Origin of the sequence: Carnobacterium mobile DSM 4848 (genome assembly GCF_000744825.1) — a bacterium.
Classification (GTDB): Bacteria; Bacillota; Bacilli; order Lactobacillales; family Carnobacteriaceae; genus Carnobacterium_A; species Carnobacterium_A mobile.
Map to the genome: position 1 here is coordinate 926905 of NZ_JQMR01000001.1, position 19596 is coordinate 946500.

General features: G+C 35.7%; 19 protein-coding genes. 4 read left to right on the forward strand and 15 right to left on the reverse strand.

Annotation, left to right across the window (positions count from 1 at the left end; genetic code table 11):
- Positions 1 to 70: 70 nt before the first annotated feature.
- The 4 genes from ytpR to pepA are packed head-to-tail and all read right to left on the reverse strand — an operon-like array spanning position 71 to position 2610.
- Complete coding sequence (gene ytpR, locus BR87_RS04190; RefSeq protein WP_035032787.1) at positions 71 to 682, reverse strand: YtpR family tRNA-binding protein; 612 nt, start codon at positions 680 to 682, stop codon at positions 71 to 73.
- Positions 682 to 1155 carry a universal stress protein gene (locus BR87_RS04195; RefSeq protein WP_035029082.1) on the reverse strand — a complete coding sequence of 158 codons (474 nt, stop codon included), beginning with the start codon at positions 1153 to 1155 and terminating at the stop codon, positions 682 to 684. Before BR87_RS04195 ends, ytpR begins: the two co-directional genes overlap by 1 nt.
- 31 nt (positions 1156 to 1186) lie before the next feature.
- On the reverse strand, positions 1187 to 1510 hold the full coding sequence (locus BR87_RS04200; RefSeq protein WP_035029085.1) for a thioredoxin family protein: 324 nt from the start codon (positions 1508 to 1510) through the stop codon (positions 1187 to 1189).
- A 20-nt stretch (positions 1511 to 1530) separates the two neighbouring features.
- On the reverse strand, positions 1531 to 2610 hold the full coding sequence (gene pepA / locus BR87_RS04205) for a glutamyl aminopeptidase (RefSeq protein ID WP_035029089.1): 1080 nt from the start codon (positions 2608 to 2610) through the stop codon (positions 1531 to 1533).
- Positions 2611 to 2782: 172 nt separating this feature from the next.
- Between pepA and BR87_RS04210 the strand changes: the two genes are divergently transcribed.
- Positions 2783 to 3121 (forward strand): PepSY domain-containing protein, encoded by a 339-nt coding sequence (locus BR87_RS04210; protein ID WP_035029092.1) that lies wholly within the window; start codon positions 2783 to 2785, stop codon positions 3119 to 3121.
- A gap of 172 nt (positions 3122 to 3293) precedes the next feature.
- On the opposite strand, the gene trmB is transcribed toward BR87_RS04210, so the two are convergent.
- The 6 genes from trmB to BR87_RS04240 all read right to left on the reverse strand — a co-directional run bounded on the left by trmB (position 3294) and on the right by BR87_RS04240 (position 9620).
- On the reverse strand, positions 3294 to 3941 hold the full coding sequence (gene trmB / locus BR87_RS04215) for a tRNA (guanosine(46)-N7)-methyltransferase TrmB (protein WP_035029095.1): 648 nt from the start codon (positions 3939 to 3941) through the stop codon (positions 3294 to 3296).
- An 85-nt stretch (positions 3942 to 4026) separates the two neighbouring features.
- Positions 4027 to 4824: a phosphotransferase family protein gene (locus tag BR87_RS04220; protein WP_035029098.1), complete on the reverse strand. Its 798-nt coding sequence runs from the start codon at positions 4822 to 4824 to the stop codon at positions 4027 to 4029.
- Positions 4825 to 5141: 317 nt separating this feature from the next.
- A complete protein-coding gene (locus BR87_RS04225; RefSeq protein WP_226799470.1) occupies positions 5142 to 6584 on the reverse strand; it encodes an MDR family MFS transporter in 1443 nt (480 codons plus the stop codon).
- A gap of 112 nt (positions 6585 to 6696) precedes the next feature.
- Positions 6697 to 7557 carry a D-amino-acid transaminase gene (gene dat, locus BR87_RS04230; RefSeq protein WP_035029100.1) on the reverse strand — a complete coding sequence of 287 codons (861 nt, stop codon included), beginning with the start codon at positions 7555 to 7557 and terminating at the stop codon, positions 6697 to 6699.
- A 96-nt stretch (positions 7558 to 7653) separates the two neighbouring features.
- On the reverse strand, positions 7654 to 8883 hold the full coding sequence (locus BR87_RS04235) for an ABC transporter permease (RefSeq protein WP_051929656.1): 1230 nt from the start codon (positions 8881 to 8883) through the stop codon (positions 7654 to 7656).
- On the reverse strand, positions 8880 to 9620 hold the full coding sequence (locus tag BR87_RS04240; protein WP_035029103.1) for an ABC transporter ATP-binding protein: 741 nt from the start codon (positions 9618 to 9620) through the stop codon (positions 8880 to 8882). Before BR87_RS04240 ends, BR87_RS04235 begins: the two co-directional genes overlap by 4 nt.
- Before the next feature lie 219 nt (positions 9621 to 9839).
- On the opposite strand from BR87_RS04240, the gene BR87_RS04245 reads away from it, so the two are divergent.
- From BR87_RS04245 to BR87_RS04255, 3 genes are all read left to right on the forward strand, one after another.
- The gene (locus BR87_RS04245) at positions 9840 to 10268 is read left to right on the forward strand and encodes an HIT family protein (protein ID WP_035029106.1); all 429 of its coding nucleotides are present in this window, start codon (positions 9840 to 9842) and stop codon (positions 10266 to 10268) included.
- Between the two features lie 2 nt (positions 10269 to 10270).
- Positions 10271 to 10627 carry a YtxH domain-containing protein gene (locus tag BR87_RS04250; protein WP_035029110.1) on the forward strand — a complete coding sequence of 119 codons (357 nt, stop codon included), beginning with the start codon at positions 10271 to 10273 and terminating at the stop codon, positions 10625 to 10627.
- Positions 10628 to 10839: 212 nt separating this feature from the next.
- Complete coding sequence (locus BR87_RS04255; RefSeq protein ID WP_035029113.1) at positions 10840 to 11790, forward strand: peptidylprolyl isomerase; 951 nt, start codon at positions 10840 to 10842, stop codon at positions 11788 to 11790.
- A gap of 64 nt (positions 11791 to 11854) precedes the next feature.
- On the opposite strand, the gene BR87_RS04260 is transcribed toward BR87_RS04255, so the two are convergent.
- From BR87_RS04260 to BR87_RS04280, 5 genes are all read right to left on the reverse strand, one after another.
- A complete protein-coding gene (locus tag BR87_RS04260) occupies positions 11855 to 12820 on the reverse strand; it encodes a 3'-5' exoribonuclease YhaM family protein (protein WP_035029116.1) in 966 nt (321 codons plus the stop codon).
- A 25-nt stretch (positions 12821 to 12845) separates the two neighbouring features.
- A complete protein-coding gene (locus BR87_RS04265) occupies positions 12846 to 15686 on the reverse strand; it encodes an ATP-binding protein (RefSeq protein WP_035029119.1) in 2841 nt (946 codons plus the stop codon).
- Positions 15676 to 16917, reverse strand: coding sequence for a metallophosphoesterase family protein (locus BR87_RS04270; RefSeq protein ID WP_035029121.1), 1242 nt, complete (start codon positions 16915 to 16917; stop codon positions 15676 to 15678). The genes BR87_RS04265 and BR87_RS04270 overlap by 11 nt, the downstream gene beginning before the upstream one ends.
- A 118-nt stretch (positions 16918 to 17035) precedes the next feature.
- Entirely contained in the window at positions 17036 to 17380 is a 345-nt protein-coding gene (locus BR87_RS04275) for a YlbF family regulator (RefSeq protein WP_035029124.1), read from the reverse strand.
- A 98-nt stretch (positions 17381 to 17478) separates the two neighbouring features.
- Positions 17479 to 19596, reverse strand: coding sequence for a PBP1A family penicillin-binding protein (locus tag BR87_RS04280; protein ID WP_035029127.1), 2118 nt, complete (start codon positions 19594 to 19596; stop codon positions 17479 to 17481).

Here is a 19596-nt window from a genome sequence, read left to right on the forward strand (position 1 = left end):
AGCAAGTTTTAAACAAAAAGAAATAAAGAGGGTAAGATTTTTCTTACTCCCTTTATCTCTTCTTAGACTATTATTTAGTTTTGAACGCTGAACCTGTTACAGCATTTTCATCTAAAACTAAAATTCCTTTTTTAGTTGTTTCAGCTTCTATTCCTAATTCTTTGGCTGAACAAACCATACCATGACTTGGTTCGCCTCTCAATTCTCCATCCCAAATGACTAATCCATTTGGCATCATCGCTCCGACTTTAGCCACAACAACTTTTTGCCCTGCAGCAATATTGGAGGCTCCGCAGACGATTTGCACAACCTGCTGGTCATCTATTTCAATCTGCGTAATCGATAAATGATCGGAATTTGGATGTGGTTTGCACTCTTTGACATCACCGACAACAAACTTAGGTTCTTCATCTGCTTCAAGCTGCTCATCAAAACCAACACTTAACAGGTGTTCATTTAAACGGGCTACTTGATCTGCAGATAATGTAATGGACCCTTTCCCCTCAATTTTTATGAGCTCTGAAATAGTAAAAAAGTTGTATCCTACTGTTTCTTTTGTCTCTTCTTTGAAAATACGAGTAACATTCCCTTTTGTTTCAGAGTTTTGTTCTGAGAACACACTGTTACCTGTCATAATCATTAGCGTATCGCCAACACCGTTTCTGTTATAACTACTAATTATCATCTGTTTTTATCATCCTTTTCAGTATTTCTAACAACTAGCACATCGCAAGGAGCATGTCGAATAATATATTCGCTTACGCTTCCAATCATCCAGCGTTCAATCATATTTAACCCTGTGCTTCCCACGATGATTAAGTCTGCATGGTATTTTTCTGGAATTTCTTGAGTTAATAATAATTTTGGAGACCCTTTAAATAATTCAGTTTTAACTGATCGTACTTTAGCTTCAGCTGCTTTGTCTTGATATTCAATCAATAAGTTTTCCATTTCAGCCGCATCAAATTCAATAACATCAAAATTGGCACTTTCAATTCCCATATTATAAGAACTTGAATCAATGACGTGCGCAATGATCAACTCACTATTGTTTCTTTTAGCAATTAAAACAGCTTTTTCAAAAGCCTCTTTAGCTGACTCGCTTCCATCGACCGCCACTAGAACGTGAGCATACTGTTGTATAGTTGTTTCCATCTTCTCATCTCCTTAATACTTTCATCGACTTTTATTCAAGGTTGTCTAAAGATTGAATAAAAGCTTCAATTTCTGTTTTTGTTTTGCGGTCTTTACTGACAAAACGTCCTACTTCGTGTCCATTTTCGAAAGCAATAAAACTAGGAATACCAAAAACAGCTAAATCTCCACATAAGTCAAGAAACTGATCTCGATCCACTTCAATAAACTGGATTTCTGGATGGTCTTCGACTATCTCTGGTATAAAGGGTTTAATAAAATTACAATCGCTGCACCAATCCGCTGTAAAGAAAAAAATAACTTTTTCTTCTGTAGTTAAAGAATGAAATTCCTCAATTGTTGTTAATTTTTGCATCGCTATCGCTTCCTGTCTGATTAATTATTTTTCATAATTGTTTCAAATGTGCTGCGGTCCAAAGTACGTGCAATTTGTAAGACCATCTCTTTAGCTGCTGCATAATCATCAATATGAAAAACGGTTTGATGAGTGTGTATATACCGAGCACAAACTCCAATCACAGCACTCGGAACGCCATTATTCATTAATTGAGCTGCTCCAGCATCTGTTCCGCCTTTTGAAACAAAATACTGGTAAGGAATATGGTTTGTTTCCGCTGTATCTAATAAAAATTCACGCATTCCTTTTAATGTGATCATTCCAGGATCTTGGATTCTAAGTAAAAAACCTTCTCCTAAATGACCGTAGCTTGCTTTATCACCTGTTAAGTCATCTGCTGCTGAACAATCGACAGCGAAAAACAAATCTGGTTTGAATTGGTGAACAGCTCCTTTAGTTCCCCGTAAACCTACTTCTTCTTGAACATTTGCTCCTGCAATCAACGTATTAGGCAACTCTTCGCCAGCCAGTTCTTTTAATGCTTCTATCACTACTGTCGTTCCATAACGATTATCCCAAGCTTTCCCTAGTATTTTTTTCCCATTAGCCATTTTAACCGTTTCAACATCTGGCACAATTGTATCGCCAGGTCGAACACCGAAGGCTTCAGCTTCTTCTTTAGAATCAAATCCTGCATCAAAAAGAATATCGCTGATTTCTATTTTTCCGGTTTTACCGTCTTTTCCTCTTAATAAATGTGGTGGGACAGAAGAAGAAACGCAGGGATAGTCTCCTTTGGCTGTTTGCAAAGTAAACCGTTGAGCTGAAACAACATAAGGGTTCCATCCGCCCAGAGGAACCACATTGAATAACCCTTGCTCAGTAATACGAGCTAACATAAACCCAACTTCATCCATATGAGCCGCTACCATGATTCTTGGAGCATTTTCTGCTTTGCTTTTTCGAATACCAAATATTCCGCCTAGTCCATCTTGTCTTACTTCATCAACTAAAGGAGTTAATTGCTTACGCATTTCTTCACGGACCCGGTGTTCAAAACCACTGGTCCCTTGTAGTTCTGTCATTTTTTTAATCAGTTCAAATGTATTATTTTCCATTACTTATGTATTCATAAAAGTCCTTCTTACTTTTATGATCTCCCTTCTCATGATAATTGCTTCCATTGTTATTATACCTTACTTATCCTTAAAATTTAAGATAGAAGACTTTTTTTTCAATAAGTAGTATACTGATTGGAAGACAATAAGCTGCTTGAAAGGGCGGGATAACATGATAAATATAGATAAAAAAGTAACGAGTTATACAGCAGCCAGTGGGTTTTTGTTCGGTGCAGGCATAGCTTGCGGTTATTTTTTGAGCCGGTACATTCAAAAAAATAAAGCCATCAATGGCGATCACATTTTAACAGATGTAAAAAAATTATTTTTAAAAGAAGGTCCGATCGAAGGGTCTTGGATCGAATTAAAGAAAGTACCTCTTCAAAAATTTGCTCTCAAAACAGATGTTTACTACGGCGGAATTTCCAGAATGGAAGAAGATCAGTTAGTCCAATATGAGTTTATTGCCGATGCTTATTCTGGCAGTATTTTAGATATCTATCGCATTTAATGAAGTAAGAAAAACGGGACAAGCTCGCATAGCGAGACTTTAGGCCCTTATTTATCTAATTTCCGAGAGGCAGGCTTGTCCCGCTAGACATTGAATGCAAAAAAATTATAATACCCTACTCAGTAAGAAAAGCTGAAAAGGTTTCTTTTAAAGAAGCCTTTTCAGCTTTTTTTTACCCTCTTTTAGGAAACTTTGCCACTACTCGATAAATACGCTGACCACGGTTAGAAAATTTTTCCTCGTACTCTGTCATGATATTTCCTTCAAAATCACTTTCATGTAGATTTAACCACACTTGTTCTAAAATCATGCCATACTTAGAGAAGCTAGTTAATGAGTATTCAAATAACCCTTGATTATCTGTTTTAAAATGGATTTCGCCTTCCGGAACAAGTACTTCTTCATAATTCGTTAAAAACGAAGGGTACGTTAGGCGACGCTTTTCATGTCGCTTTTTCGGCCAAGGATCTGAGAAATTTAAATAAATTTGATCTACTTCTCCTTTAGCAAAATACTGTGTTAACGAACCACCGTTCACGTGTAATAACTGTAGATTTGGCAATGCTGTTTCAATCAGCTTATCTAACGCAACTACTATTACACTTTCTTGGAGTTCAACTCCAATATAATTAATTTCAGGATGTTGCTTAGCCATTTCAGTTATAAAACGTCCTTTACCTGTTCCTACTTCTATATGAATCGGGTGAGAATTCTTAAACCGTTCATGCCATCTTCCAACCCATTCTTCAGGTGTATTGGCAATATACTGTGAATATTCAGCTATTTTAGCTGGTGCACCTGGCTTCTTTCTTAATCGCATGTTTATTCTCCTATCCTATTTCGTTTTTCTTTTCCTCAGATCACGCTAAATAATTAGGACCCTCTTCTGAATCACGAAGAGGATCCTAATTATTCTCATCTTTTGCTAATTGATGAAGCGTCTGTAATTTTAAAATGTCTTGATTCATTTCGTAAAATCGTGCTTCGTGATGATGTCGTTTAGTTTGAGCTAAATAATTCATGGCAGCATACCACGTCACACGTTTGATCAGTTCGTCAGTGACTGTGACTCCGTAGTGTTCTAACCAGCCAGGCCAATCTTCTCTTTCCACATATTGAAAAAGCAACATACTTAAATCCATTGCCGGGTCAGCTAACATAGCTGAGTCCCAGTCAACTAAGTACAATCTATTTTGATCAGATAACAACCAGTTTTTTTGGTAGATGTCACCATGACAAACTCTTGGCGTAACAGTTTTCATCATGCCAACTTCACTTTTTAATTTAAGTAGAATGTCATTCAATAATGGGTGAATTTTTAAGTCATGCGGTAAATCATTTTCATATTCTTGAAGCAGGCGCTGAGGAGTTACTTCTTCTCCACCTACGCGCGCAAGCATTCTTCTTAATGGCTCGGAAGTATGAATACGGCTGAGTAGTTGTGCAACTTCAGGAGATGACATTTCTTTGCTTTTAAGAGTTCGACCGTTTAACCATTCTTGTGCTGTTAAAACATCTCCATTTCCAATACGTTTCGTCCAAATTAATCGTGGAGTAATGCCTTCAACAGAAAGCGCAGCTAAAAAAGGCGAAGAATTCCGCTTCAAAAAAAGCTTTTCCTCTGCTCTGATCCCCATATATGCCTGTCCTGTATCACCACCAACTGGATGCAACTTCCATCCAGAATCAATTTCAAAATCCATACCCTATCATTCCCTGTTTTATATTCAACTACTTTTCCCTGTAGACAAAAAAAGACAGATATCACAAAAGACATCTATCATTCTGTTCTTTTCTATTTTAGATAGAATTTTTAATTCCGTCAAGCGCATATACGTTCTTTTTTGATTATTCATTTTGAATCCGATCCTTTTTAAGCTGCGTTTACTTTTTCTTATGCTAAACTCCCACGTCTTCTTAGTCAGCCGTAGCTCATTTAAGAAAAGAAGGAAAAAGCTAATTTAAAAGCTTGCAGAAAGATAATGCCTTCTGCAAGCTTTTTTGAGCATTTTTAATTTAGTTACTTAGTATGTGTAGTAATGTTATCTGGAATAATAGGATTTTCTCTGATAAAGAAAGTCATGATCAACGCGATGAATGAGAAAACTCCGACTAAGAGAAAGACCGCTTGAAAACCAGCTAAGTCAGCTAATTGAGTTGAGTGCAAGGCCTTAGCAGCATTACTATTTGAAGCTAATGTCATCACTACTACAAATAACGCTGTCCCCATTGATCCTGCTAGTTGACGCTGCGTATTGAACATTGCTGAAGCATCTGGTGCCATTGTAAGTGGTACCGCATTGAATGCAGCTGTTTGCAGCGGCATTAAAGTTAAAGAAAAACCTAATGAACGGAACATTTGTAAAATCACCAGTGTTTTGATCGTTGTTTTTAAATCAACAAAGCCAAATAGTAACGTTGTTGTCGTGATTAACAATAAACCGATTACGGCTAATTTCTTGCCGCCGTATTTATCAAAAAGCCGACCAGTAACCGGGCTCATTACAGCAATGATAATGGATCCCGGAAGTAAAACCATCCCTGATTGCATGGGTGATAATCCTCGAATAGTTTGGAAGTAAATCGGCAATAGAATGATCGCTCCGTATAAGCCCGCTGTAATAACAAAAGAAATCATTAAATTCAGACGGTATCCTCGATAGCTAAAGACTTTAAAATCCAATAATGGAGAGTCGATCTTATTACTCCTTCTAACCAGCAAAATGATGGCTGCCGCTCCAACAGCTATTGCCAGAGCTACATTTATACTGAAAAACGGATTTGAAGAAGCATTACTGAAACCAAACAACAAGCCGCCAAAACCAACTGTTGAGTAAATGACACTAAGCCAATCTAGACGCGGCCGACTTAGTTCTCCTACATTTTTCAATACAAAGAAAGCAACGATAACATCTAAAATTGCAAAGGGTAAAATAAAATAAAAAATCATGTTCCAATGGTAATTTTGGACTACCCAGCCTGAAAAAGTCGGACCGATAGCAGGCGCAAAATTCATTGCCAAACCGATCAGTCCCATTGCGGCTCCGCGTTTTTCAATCGGGAACATATAGAGCACAACAATCATTTGTAAAGGTAAAACAATTCCTGCTCCTACTGCTTGTATCATTCGTCCCATAATTAAAACACTATAGACTTGAGAAGTAGCTGCAACAAATGTACCAATTGAAAAAACGCTCATTGCGAAAAGGTAGAGTTGCCGAGTTGTAAAACGATTGACTAAGTAAGCTGTGATAGGCACCATGATTCCGTTAATCAACATGTAAGCAGTCGTTAACCATTGTCCTTGATTTGGAGTAATCGAAAATTCTCGCATAATACTGGGCAACGCTGTGCTCATCAAAGTTTGATTTAGAATAGTAACGAATGTTCCCATTATAATAACACCTAAAATCGAAATAATTTGTTTCAATTGCATAGGTTCTTTTTCTATCTGACTTTCCATAAAGTCACTCCCTTTTTATAATCAGTTAAAAAACGCTGATTCTTGAGTACCAAGAATCGCGTTTCTATAAAAATCTCATCAATTTAATTGTTTCCGATTAAATTTTGTCCGCTCAATTAATCTTACCACATTGTGCCTCTACTGCACTAGTATAGAGTTCCTGCAGTCTTTTTACAACAGGTCCGCATTGACCGTTACCTATTGGTACTCCATCAATTTCAATTACCGGCATGGCTTCCATGGTTGTGCTGGAAGCAAAAACCTCATCAGCCTCTTTTAATTGTTCAAGAGTGAATACTTCTTCTCTTACGGGAATTCCTGCTTTTCTAGCGACTTTTAACAAGACCAATTTTGTTATACCTGGCAAAATCAGGTTCCCGTCAGGATGAGAATAAAGCACTCCATCTTTAATTATTGATAGATTGGAAGAAGAACATTCTGTTACATTTCCTTCACGGTGAAGAATTGACTCATCTTTTCCTAGTTTATGCGCCTCATGCTTAGCCATGATATTTCCTAACAAACTAATAGATTTTATATCACAATGCAACCAACGCGTATCCGGAAGAGTAATGGCAGTGATCCCTTTTTCCATTTTTTCTTTGTCTCGTGGAACATTGGTTGTCGTTGCCGTAACTACTGGAGCAGTAACTGCCAAATCGGGATACCCATGGTTTCTGGGACTCGCAATTCCTCTAGTTACTTGTAAGTAAACATTTCCTGTAGAAAGTTGATTGACTTTTATCAATTCGTGTAACAAGTTTTTTAGTTCTGGTTTTGTAAAAGGTAAAATCAAGTCAATCTTTTCTGCTCCCTTAAACAAACGATCTATGTGTTCATCTAGCGTAAAAAAAGTCCCATTGTAAGCCCGAATCACTTCATAAAGACCATCAGCAAATTGATACCCTCTGTCTTCCATATCAATGACAACAGTATCTCGTTCAACAAGTTGATTATTCCAAATAACTTTCATGTTTCCGCCTCTTCCGCTTAAATTAATAATACATGTGTTAGTTTTTTATTTTTATTACCTTTGTGAATACAAAAATCAGCTGCCTGTTCTTTTAGTTTAAAAATAACGTGTCTTTTCCATCTTCTTTATTCTTTTTGGCAGATAAAAGTAACTGAAAAAAATGCAGAATAAAAACATTAAAATAATAAAAGCTAGGCTTTCTGATAATGTAAAAACAAATAAAGCCGCAATTCCAATACCGCAGCTTTCACCGATCAATATAACGAGAATTGTTTTTTTTATGGCTTTAAGTTTTTGATTCTGATCAACTGGATATAAGACAGTTACTGCATTATTATCAAAATGAAAATACAATGGTGCTAATTGAAAACCAGTTAAGTATAAAAATACTACTGCTAAAAACAAATTCAGTAAAAACGGCTTAACAAATACAGTCAATCCTATTGCTATTAGAGCCAATCGAAAAAAAAGTCCGCTATATTCTGTTCCACGTATAAAAGCACGCGTATAAAGGTAGTGGAACGTATTTTTGTGCTCTTTTTTACTATTTTTCAAGAAAACATCCATGTAACGGCGCCTCTTTGTACTACTTTTTAAAATTGGCACATCTGTAAATAAATTGATAAATTGATAAATACGCTGAACTCGTTGGCTCTCTTGTGTAACCATTTGTTGCCATTGATACGGTAAACCTTCAGATAAAGTCAGTTCGTATCTATACCATCCAAATTGCAAAAGAACAGCATACAAAATTCCTAAAAACGGCGACACGAAAACTAGTAAGATACTGCCGACCAATGCAGCAATAAAAAACAAAAACTTTATTTTTCGTCTGGCTGTTGAGGAGGACAGGCGCATACAAAAGCCTTGAATATCAAATTCATTATTTTTCATCAAGAACAAGTATACTACAAAATAAAGCATATCTGCAAAATTAAATGCCTCAGCTGCTACTAACAACGGCATCGTGATTCCTGTTCCTAGAAGAATCACGATAATAGGTAATAAAAAACTATATCGTTTAGCTAAATGCAAATAACCTTTCAATTCTTTTTCTTTCGGAAGCAAAAAAACTGTATCCGCAGATTGGAGAAGAGTAGCTAACTTTCCAATAAAAAGCATCCCTGTAAAAACAACAACTGCTATCCACTTTGCATAATGAAAATTTTCTGGCAGACTTTTTAAAGACTCAGAATAAACGTATCCTAATGCACCTACTAAAAATAAACAAACAATAACAAAATGATCATTCAGAACATATTTTAAATACCGCATCATTTTTTTTTGGTGTTGCGCAACTCTTTTTTTCCATAAGTTATTCATCATACTTGAACATCCTCTTCTTGAGTCAACTGAAGATAGATCTCATCTAATGTAGCAAGCGGCATATCAAAGGCAGCTCTTAAATCTTCTAAAGTCCCTTCAGCACGAATGACGCCTTCATGAAGCAAAACAAACCGGTCGCATTGTCTTTCGGCGGTGGCTAAAATATGCGTAGACATTAGTATAGAAGCTCCCTGGCGTTTCATCTCATTCATCAACTCCAATAATGCATTGATTCCTAGCGGGTCTAGACCAACAAAAGGTTCATCAATAATATATAGACTGGGCTCAATCAAAAATGCACACAAAATCATAACTTTTTGTTTCATACCTTTAGAAAAATTGGCTGGAAACCAATCTAGCTTTTTTTCTAATCGAAATTTTTTCAGCAATTTCTCTGCCCTTGAAAAAGCAATATCTGCAGGTATATCATAAGCCATTCCTGTAATTTCAATGTGTTCCCGTAACGTTAATTCTTCATAAAGAATAGGTGTTTCAGGTATATAACCGATTTTTTTTCGATAAGCAGTAATGTTTTCTTTTAGGGTCTGTCCATCTAGTTTGATTTCTCCTTTAGATGGGTTCATTAAGCCGATAATGTGTTTGATAATCGTACTTTTTCCTGCTCCATTAAGGCCAATTAACCCAATCAGCTCTCCGTCATTTACTTCAAAAGAAACATCTTTTAAAACAGGTATTTGACTATAACCTCCTGTAACATGCGAGACTTTTAAACTCATTAACACTCTCTCCCCCTCATTTTCTTTACTTGTTTTTTTATTGTACCATACTATAATAAGAGAAGCTTTCTCGTTTCTCTGTTTGTTACCGTTTCACTTTATTTAATTTTTGTGATACATTTATTATGAAGACTTATAATCCTTAAAATGGAAAGATGAACTGATTGAATAGATTAACACATTTGCTAACTAAATCTTAATAAGAAAGAAGGGCATTCCGTGACAGATTGTATTTTTTGTAAAATTATCAATAATGAGATCCCAAGTCGTAAAGTTTATGAAGATGAAGAAGTTGTTGCCTTCCTTGATTTAACACAAGTAACGCCTGGACATACTTTAGTCGTTCCAAAAAAGCATGTAAGGGATATTTTTGAATATGATGAAGAAATGGCAGCATCTGTTTTTTCTCGTATTCCTAAAATCGCACGAGCCATTGAACAGTCTAACCCAGCAATTACGGGAATGAACATTATGAGCAACAATGGATCGGTAGCGTATCAGTCTGTTTTTCATAGTCACATTCATTTGTTACCGCGCTACACTGTGAGAGATGATTTTAGTATCATGTTTGGTGATCATTCAGAGAAATACACAGCTGCTGAATTAGATGCAATTGCTGCATCAATTAAAGAAAAAATGGAGGGATAACCATGGCAAAAGAATTTTTAAAAGGACTTATTTTTGGTTCACTAGTGGGCGGAGCGTATACTTTATTGAATACCCCTCGTTCTGGTGAACAAAATAGAGAAATGCTACTAGATTATATTGATGATACTACTGTTTTAGTCGATGATGTATCAAAAAGCGTAAATGACTTAAAAGATGCTGTTTCAGTTCTTACAAACGAAGGCAAAGCTTTAGTAGAAGAGTTTACAGAAGAAGTCACTGAATCTGTAGAAGATTTTACTTACCAGGCGGAACCTCGGATGAGACGAATTCAAGAACAAGCTGAAAAATTATCTAAGGATGTCGAAGATCTAAGCCAAGAAGTAACTTCTCAAAACTAAACAAACAAAACGGAACGGATTGAGCATGAGCAATTCAGTCCGTTTTTTTTATTTATCTTTTATTATTTTATGTTTTTTTTGTGATTTTTAAAAGACTTTATTGAGGTTTGCTCGATTTTGTTTTTTTTATTTAAATGGTTGTGGTATATTAGTACTTGTGATTGGAAACATGTTGAACAGCGAAAAAAAAGAAATGGATGTGTATATTTATAATGAAAAAACTTATTTTAACAACTGCAACAGTTTTAGCCGGTTTGGCAATTGCTGGTTGTGCAGACAATACAGTTGCTTCTACAACTGCTGGTAAAATTTCACAAGATGAATTATATGAAGCAATGAAAACAACTGCAGGTTCTTCTACTTTACAACAATTGATTATTAAAGATGTCTTAACCGAAAAATATGGAAAAACTGTTACGGATAAAAAAGTAAACGCGGAATATAAAAAACAAGAAGAATCTTATGGCGGAGCAGATGTATTTAAAAATGTCCTTGCTTCATCAGGCTTTACTGATTCTTCATACAAAGACACTATCCGTTTAAACTTATTGATTGAAGCTGCTGTCAAGGACCACACTAAATTTACAGATGAAGAAATTCAAACTGCTTATGATGCGTACACGCCTCCAATGACGGCTGCACATATTCTTGTTGCTGATGAAGATAAAGCAAAAGATTTGATTAAACAATTAAATGATGGTGCTGATTTTGCTACGCTTGCAAAAGAAAACTCAACAGACACCGGTACTGCTGAAAATGGTGGCGAATTGACATTTTCTACCGGAGAAATGGTGCCAGAATTTGAAGAGGCAGCTGCTAAGCTAGATGAAGGAAAAATAACAACTGAACCGGTAAAATCTGAATATGGTTACCACATCATTAAAATGGTTAAAAAACCAGAAAAAGGTTCGTTGAAAGAAGAACGTAAGACAATTGAAGACCAATTGCTTCAAGAAAAATTAGCTGATAGTGCCGGAATTCAAGAAATACTATCTACTATTATGCAAGATGCTAATGTAGTGATTAATGATGAAGACCTTTCTACTGCAATGGATGGCTATTTAAAATCAAGCGATACTTCATCAAGTACAACAGAATCAAAAGCTTCAGATTCAAAAGCTACTGACTCAAGTACTGCTGATTCTGAAAGCTCTGAAAAATAATACTAGTAACATGTAAAAGACCAATAGGAAATCGAAATCTCGATTTCCTGTTGGTCTTTTGTTTTTAATCTTCATCGATTTTTTCACTTAGCTGCGGCTTATAAAATATCCGATTGTCTAAACCAAAAATACGTTCAGTAAAGGCTCCTGGCTCTGTTCTGCTTAACGTTCCATCCAACATATTGATCGTAGCATCCAAATTGTCGATCATAAATAGAATTTCTGCTTCTTTTAGTTTTGGCTGAACGGGTGATCCATACTCTAATTTCCCATGGTGAGCTAAAATCATGTGTTTTAGCAAAATAACATCTTCACTTTTATCATCAATTTTAAGTGTTTGGCAAGCTTTTGTAATAACTTCATCTAGGATAACGATATGCCCAATCAAATTTCCTTCTAGCGTATATTCTGTTGAAATAGGACCAGATAATTCAATGACTTTTCCTAAATCATGTAAAATAACTCCTGAAAACAACAGGGGTTTGTTAATATCCTCATACTGATTTGCAATCGATTTCGCTATTCTCAACATTGAAATCGTATGAAAAGCTAAGCCTCCCATGAATGCATGGTGAAAACGTTTTGCAGCTGGATACTGAAAAAAATCTTTTTGATATTGATTTAAAAGATAACGAACAATTCGGTTCATATTAGCATTAGTGATTTCGAAAAGCGTTTCATTGATTTCTTCCATCATGTCTTCTTTTTTTAATGGAGCTCGTTCTATGAAAAGATCAGGTGTATTGGGTTCCCCTGCTTTCGTTACTCGTACTTTAAATATTTTGATTTGAGGTTTCCCCTGGTATAATTCTCTTTTCCCTGAAAGCTTTACGACATTTCCAGCAGTTAAGGCTGCAATATCTTCTTCAGAAGCGTCCCAAAATTTCCCATCCATTTGTCCACTCGTATCTTGAAAAGTAAAAGCAATGAATTTCTTTCCATTTTTTGCTACTCGAATATCCGCAGCTTTAATCAATAAATACAGTTCGAAGGTTTCGTCTACATTGTATTCAAATAATTTTTTATCCATTAGGCTCCCTCGCTTTCTATTGTAATCAGTATAACATTTCTATTTGCTCTTTTCGAAACTTAGACAACATTTGTTCATCAAAAGTAAAATAAAGTACTTGTGTTGTTTCACTTACTTGTTTCATTAATTCCAGCATTTGAGTTTTACGACTTTGATCAAAATTAACAAATCCGTCATCGATCATTAATGGCAAACAAACTATATCACTTGCATTTTTAACAAAAGCAAACCGCAAAGCAACATATAACTGTTCTGCTGTTCCTTGAGACAATTCGGCTGCATCAAAAATAACTCCATCTTGCCGTTTGACTTCTATTCTATTTTCTTTTATGAAAACATTTTGATAATTATTCTTTGTCAGCATCTTAAAGAAAGTTGTTGTATCTTGAATAGTTTCAGGAAATCGATTTTTCCGAGCATGTGTAAGTGCACGTTCAATTAAATCAGCAGCTACTTTATATGTTGCCCACTTATCTACCAACTCTTGTAATTCACTTTTTAAATTCGCATATTCTTGCAATAGAACAGAATAAGCACCGCCTTTTTCTAATTCCTTCATAGCTACTTCTTGTTTGATTTTTTGATTAATCTGTTGCTCTTCATTTTTCTTATACTGTTGAATCATATGTTTAGTTTTTTCAATTTGTTCTAATAAGTCTGTCTGGTCACGGTACTGCTCTAATAAATCAATATCAGCTGATACTTGCTGTTTGAGCAACGCTAACCGATCTTTTTTCTGCTTCCATTGATCAAATAAAACAAATTTTTTCCGGAAGTCTTGTTCATCTTTCGCTTTTACTACCTGAAACAATGACAACCGCTGTTGTTCAAATTCTCTTTGTTGATAAACGTATTTTTTTATCTGTTTTTGTCGTTCTTCTTCTTTTTCATGTACTGCCAAAAGCTTTTGCTCTTCTGCTACAGCTTCTTGGTAAAATTGGATAATGCCCGCTATGACAGCTGGGATATGATTCCAATCAACAAAAATGACAGACTCTAGAAACCGAGCACGTTCTTTCCATTGAGCAAGTTTTTCTGTTAACTGATTGTGTGTTTCTTCATTTTTTTCAATAGACTGCTTCTGTTCTCGCACTAATTCAAAAGGGTCTGGTTGTGCAACTAAGTCACTGATAGAGAAATTTTCTGGATAATGATTAGCTTCAATGATTTGTTTTACATTTTTTTCGAACTCTGATTTTTGCTGAACATTTTTTTCTAATGCTTCATTTATTTGTTTTAATTCCATCATTACATGATCGAATTCTGCTAAAACACCACGCCATTGTTTTCGAAGTTCCTTTTGCTTGATGTATTCTTCATAGGTATAACCTGATTGTGTTTCTGTAGAAACAGCCTGGTTTTTCTTGAATCCCCATAAAACACTCAAAACGATCATAAGTATCCCTATTATAGACAACCCGATTCCTGAAATCCCGTTCATAAATGATCCTATAATTCCTATAATCAGACCAATCGATCCACTAAAAAGAGCTGGGTTAATTTGCTTTTTGCTAGGTCGCTTATTTAATTTATTTTCCTGTCCTTGATACAAATCAGAAGCTCGTTTATTTTTATAATAGCTTTCAGTTTCTTGAAAATGTTGATTTTCCCATAAGTGCGGCTCTATTTTATCTAGTTGTTGGGTTAAGGAGTTCTCTTGGAAAGTTAAAAAGGCGCTTTTTTCTTCAATCATTTGGTTGTCTTGCGCTGTTTTTGACATCACCTGATAAAGCTGATGGTAATTCTTTTTTTGCTCTTCTGTTTGAGGCAACGGGAGAGTTTGTCCTACATTCAGTCCTAATTGTAACTTGCTTCGTACAAACTGATTCGTTTCTGTTTGGATTTCCCGCTCAATAAACTCTTTTTCTTGCAGCGTTTCTTTGACCGTATCCATTGCAGCCATCAAGTCCTGTATGTCTTCTTTGTATGCTAAATATACCTGTTGTGACTGCTTTAACTTATTTTTTTCCATTATTTGCTTAGAACGTTCTTTTTCTTGCACTATTTCCATTCTGATGTGTTCAATAGACTGATTTAGATGATTCAATTGGTACAATCCGTCTTCAGGCAAACTAACTAAATCCATTTTTTTTATTTCTTGTTGGAGGGATAGCATTTCAGAAAAAAGTTGCCAATTTGCTGCTAAATGACTAAGTTGTTCTAGCTGTTTTTCTGCTTTATCTCGTGAACCCCTAACAGCTGCAATTTCTTGTTCGTATTTTTCTTTTCGAGTATAAAGGGTTGTGTACTCATCATTTTTCGCTTTTGCTGTTCGAACTTGCTGCCTTTTTTCTTCAACTTCTCTCATTTTTTGATTGATTTCAGGAACTCTTCCAGTTTGTTTATATAATTTTCCTGCATCTGCTTGAAATTTATCAGCTACTTTTAAAAGCTGTTCATTCCCAAGCGTACCGACACTTAAAAAATAGCGGTTAAGTTTGGAGCGATTCATCTGTTGTATTCTTTGAAGTCCAAAAAGATTAAATGAAAATAAGGCTTGGTAAGTTGCTTTATCTACTCCGTAAACTATTTTTTCAAGTAACGCATCAGAGCCAGTTTCTCCATTTGCTAAGGTCACGGTGACTTCTCCGTTGCCTTTCCCTTTTATGCGTTCAATTGTAGCTTCTCCATATACAGTATCGCAAACGGTAAGGCGACCGCCATATTGCACACTGCTTCTTGGCTCATAACGCAATTCAGAACTTTGCTTAGTTGGAAAACCGAATAATATACTATGGATAAATGCCATCAAAGTCGTTTTTCCTGCTTCGTTCGCTCCATAAAAGATTTGTAATTGATCTACGGATTCAAATGTTTGATTTACCCACTTTCCAAAACCATAAACCTCAATCGTTTTAATTTTCATTTTCATCACTTCCTTCAAACCCTAACAAAAATTGAACTTGCTGCTTTGCATTTTCTATTATCTTTTCACGGTATAATTGATCTCTTGTTTCAAGTAACTCAGCTGCTTCTGCGTAATCAAAAAATGAATTAGTCAACTCATTAAAATTAGCTTCTTGTTCGATTTCTTTCAGTGCTTTTTGCCATTCTTCAGGAAAAAGTTGGACATAAGTTGTTTTTTCTTCTTTATCCGATGTCAATTCAATTTGATATACCCATACAAATCCTGTTTCTTTTGGTATCTGCTGTAGTGCCTCTAGGAGTTCACCATTGTTTATTTTCTTTCTAACACCTTCTAATAAGGTAGTGGTATCTTTTAATGCGATGGAAAGAAAAAGACTGTATGCTTTATTTTTCTTGCGAGTTATCGTTTCTTGAACAAGCTGGTAAACTTCATTAAGAGTTTTTAAACCTTTGATCGATAATTCAATGCGTTCCCATTGTATGGGTCCCGTTGGATAGAAAACGATTTCTTCTTTTGTATCCGTAAGTGTGACCCATTCACACCCTTTTGATCCATTTTCTTTGCTGCTGCGTCCTTGAGTATTTCCTGAATAGATAATTGGAGGATGTTCAGATAGGTGCTGCCTTTTGTGAATATGTCCCAATGCCCAATAATCATACTGTTTGCTTTTCAATTCTCCAATTGAAAAAGGAGCGTAATTGCCGTGTTCTGATTCCAATCCTTCTGAAAATCCGTGTAATAAGCCAATTTGGTAATCTGCTTCTGCAAATTTTTTTGGGTATTCTGTTATTTTTCTTTCTCTGACCCAGCGTTCTGTGTAGCTGAATCCTGTAAGAGCTACTCGTTCATTTCGTTTAGTCGTCAACCAATGCGTTTCCGTTTGTTCGCCAAATATAGTCACATTGTCCGGCATTTTCAAATGCAACCCTTGGTTTTCTATGTAGTCATGATTCCCATGCAACAAATACACCGGAATATGGTATTTATTCAAACGTTCCATTTCATTTCTTAAATAGGCCTGAGCTTTAACACTTCGATCGTCATTATCGTAGATATCTCCAACCAGACATACAAAATCAACTTCTTTTTCGATTGCCACATCAACTAATTTAGTCAGCGCTTGAAATGTTGAATTGTAAATGGCTTCCCAAATAAAAGCAGGCATAGACTTCAAGCCGATAAAGGGACTATCTAAATGTAAATCAGCTCCATGAATAAATTGAACCACTACTATCTTTCCTTTCTTAACTAATTATTATCGTTATTCGAAGGGCACATATGTTCAGGTAGGAATATAAAAAAAGTTCACTACCATTTCACAAGTTGAGTGAACTTTTTTTATTAGCTTATCCTTGGTAAATATCTTGAACAGGCTTCATAATAATACGATTTAAATCATCTATTAGAGTGCTTAATTTTTGTTCAGCTTCCATTAGATCTTTGATTATCGCATTGTCGCCAGATTTCAATGCCATTTCTTGTGCTTCTTTAATTTCTTCTTCTAATATTTCTTCTCCGGACATTTGTTTTTGTTGTAATTTCATTTGGATTTCTTGGAACTGTTGAAACACTTCATTTGCTTCTGCATTATTTTTCACTGAATCAAAAGCTGCTTTTAAATCAGCATACGCTTCAGTTGTTCTTAATTCTTGTTCAAGTTGATTAGCTGTATCATAAATATTGTTGTTCATAATCTAAATCACTCTCCTGTTATTTTTTATTCACTTATTTACTATACCATTTCCATTTAATTTTTTCCAATAAACTCTTTCTTCTTGTCCTGGTAAAATTAATGATTTTTAAACCGCTCTATCCATTTTCCGGTTTTGTCTTTTAACTGATCCAATCCATTTTTAAACTGACCGCTCCATTGGTCAATATTGTCTTTCAACTCTTTTTTCCATTGTGGGTTTTCTTCTGCTTCAGATTGCACTAATGTTTCAGCATTCTCTGTTCCAAAAGCTGTTTGAGGTGTTTTTGGTAAGATGTTTTCCATTTCCAATTTAAATAAAGGACCTACACCTGTTGAACTTCCTGTTCCCATATAATGGTTTTCATCTGTTTCGTCAAAACCTATCCATGTTGCTACAACAATATCGGGTGTATAACCAACCGTCCATTGGTCTGTTGTTCCGCCTGATTCATTGAATGTCACTTCTGTGCTTCCAGTTTTCCCTGCGATCGTATACCCGTTTGGTGCGTTATTGCTGGCAGTTCCATTGGTAAAGACTCCCATTAACATACTGGTCATTTCTTCTGCTATTTTAGGAGAAGTAACTTTAGTTTGTTTTGGATCAGTATGATTCACGATTACTGCACCGGACGCATCAACGATTTTTGTAATAAAGAAACCTTCACTGCGTACTCCTTCATTCGAAAAAGTTGTGTATGCACTGGCCATCTGTAAAGGAGAAACCCCGCCGGTTGTTCCTCCTAAAGCTAATCCTAAATATTTATCTTTTTCTTGAACAGGAATCCCAAATTTTTCAACTTTTTTAATTCCTTTATTTAAGCCAATCTGATCCAACAGCCAAACTGCTGGAGCATTTAAACTTTGAGCTAAAGCTTGATACATCGGAACTTCTCCAGCGTACGTATGGGTATAATTTTTAGGCGTATAGTTATCCGTACCATAAGAAGCTTCTTCATCTTTTAATAGAGAGTCCATTTCATAACCTGACTCAAGCGCTGGAGTATAAACGGCTAACGGCTTCATTATAGACCCTGGCTGGCGTTTAATCTGCGTAGCTCGATTAAAACCTCTAAAAGTATGTTCGCCGCGTCCTCCTATGATAGCCAAAACTCCTCCTGTTTTAGGATCCATTGCTACTGAGCCGCTTTGTAATAATGTTCCATCTGCAGCATCTTCAAACAGCCAATCGTTTGTATAAGTTTGATCCATTCTCTTTTGATAGTCTTGGTTTAAAGATGTATAGATTTTATAGCCTTTATTTAAAATTTCTTCTTCTCCAAGGCCATACTTATTGATAGCTTCTTCCACCACTGCATCAAAATAATAAGGATATTGGTAGCCATTAGTTTGCTGATAATCATCGTTCAATGTCAAAGTTTCATTTTTTGCCGCCTCACCTGCTTCAGGTGTGACACCTTCATTTTTGACCAATAAATCTAACACTACATTTCGGCGTGATAAAGCATTTTCCATATTGTCTCTTGGATTATAAGTAGTTGGCGCTTTTAACATTCCAGCAATCGTTGCTGCTTCCGATAAAGAAACTTCACTTGCTGATTTCCCAAAATACTTATGAGACGCATCTTCTACTCCCCAGACGCCGTTTCCAAAATAAGCATTATTCAAATACATTTCTAATATCTCTGATTTGGTGTATTTCTTTTCGATTTCAATCGCTAAAAATAATTCTTTTAGTTTACGGATCAAGGTTTGGTCAAGTGTCAAATAAGCATTTTTAGCCAATTGCTGGCTAATTGTACTTCCTCCACCGCTTATTTTTCCGCCGTTTAACACAAATCCAACGGCTGAACGGCCTATTCCGATAATGTCAAACCCATTATGGTCATAAAAACGTTTGTCTTCAGTTGAAATAACGGTTGCTTGAATAGAAGGAGAAATATGGTCTATTGAAACAAATGACCCTTTATGCGAATAGAGCGTTCCTGCTTCTTCACCATCCACATCGTAAACAGTCGTTGTCTGTTCAAGGCCAGCTTTTAATGTGGATACATTTGCTGTTTTAGCAAGGTATAATAAATATACGCTGCTAACTAATGAAATAGTTAAAATAAGCAAAATTAAAATTTTAGTAAAGTGATATTTTTTCCATACTCGGCTTATCTGTTGCCTAGCTATCCTAAGATAGGGCTTAAGCCACTTCCAAAAGAGTTTCAATTGTTGTTTTATTTTTTCAAAAAAAGTTGGTTCATTCAT

Bases quoted from the DNA above. Each gene is read 5' to 3' on its own strand.
- BR87_RS04195 (WP_035029082.1), bottom strand. From the start codon at position 1,155: ATGGAAACAACTATACAACAGTATGCTCACGTTCTAGTGGCGGTCGAT.
- BR87_RS04200 (WP_035029085.1), bottom strand. From the start codon at position 1,510: ATGCAAAAATTAACAACAATTGAGGAATTTCATTCTTTAACTACAGAA.
- BR87_RS04280 (WP_035029127.1), bottom strand. From the start codon at position 19,596: ATGAATGAACCAACTTTTTTTGAAAAAATAAAACAACAATTGAAACTC.
- BR87_RS04265 (WP_035029119.1), bottom strand. From the start codon at position 15,686: ATGAAAATTAAAACGATTGAGGTTTATGGTTTTGGAAAGTGGGTAAAT.
- BR87_RS04255 (WP_035029113.1), top strand. From the start codon at position 10,840: ATGAAAAAACTTATTTTAACAACTGCAACAGTTTTAGCCGGTTTGGCA.
- BR87_RS04225 (WP_226799470.1), bottom strand. From the start codon at position 6,584: ATGGAAAGTCAGATAGAAAAAGAACCTATGCAATTGAAACAAATTATT.
- BR87_RS04240 (WP_035029103.1), bottom strand. From the start codon at position 9,620: ATGAGTTTAAAAGTCTCGCATGTTACAGGAGGTTATAGTCAAATACCT.
- BR87_RS04220 (WP_035029098.1), bottom strand. From the start codon at position 4,824: ATGGATTTTGAAATTGATTCTGGATGGAAGTTGCATCCAGTTGGTGGT.
- trmB (WP_035029095.1), bottom strand. From the start codon at position 3,941: ATGCGATTAAGAAAGAAGCCAGGTGCACCAGCTAAAATAGCTGAATAT.
- pepA (WP_035029089.1), bottom strand. From the start codon at position 2,610: ATGGAAAATAATACATTTGAACTGATTAAAAAAATGACAGAACTACAA.
- BR87_RS04235 (WP_051929656.1), bottom strand. From the start codon at position 8,883: ATGATGAATAACTTATGGAAAAAAAGAGTTGCGCAACACCAAAAAAAA.
- BR87_RS04210 (WP_035029092.1), top strand. From the start codon at position 2,783: ATGATAAATATAGATAAAAAAGTAACGAGTTATACAGCAGCCAGTGGG.
- BR87_RS04250 (WP_035029110.1), top strand. From the start codon at position 10,271: ATGGCAAAAGAATTTTTAAAAGGACTTATTTTTGGTTCACTAGTGGGC.
- BR87_RS04260 (WP_035029116.1), bottom strand. From the start codon at position 12,820: ATGGATAAAAAATTATTTGAATACAATGTAGACGAAACCTTCGAACTG.
- dat (WP_035029100.1), bottom strand. From the start codon at position 7,557: ATGAAAGTTATTTGGAATAATCAACTTGTTGAACGAGATACTGTTGTC.
- BR87_RS04275 (WP_035029124.1), bottom strand. From the start codon at position 17,380: ATGAACAACAATATTTATGATACAGCTAATCAACTTGAACAAGAATTA.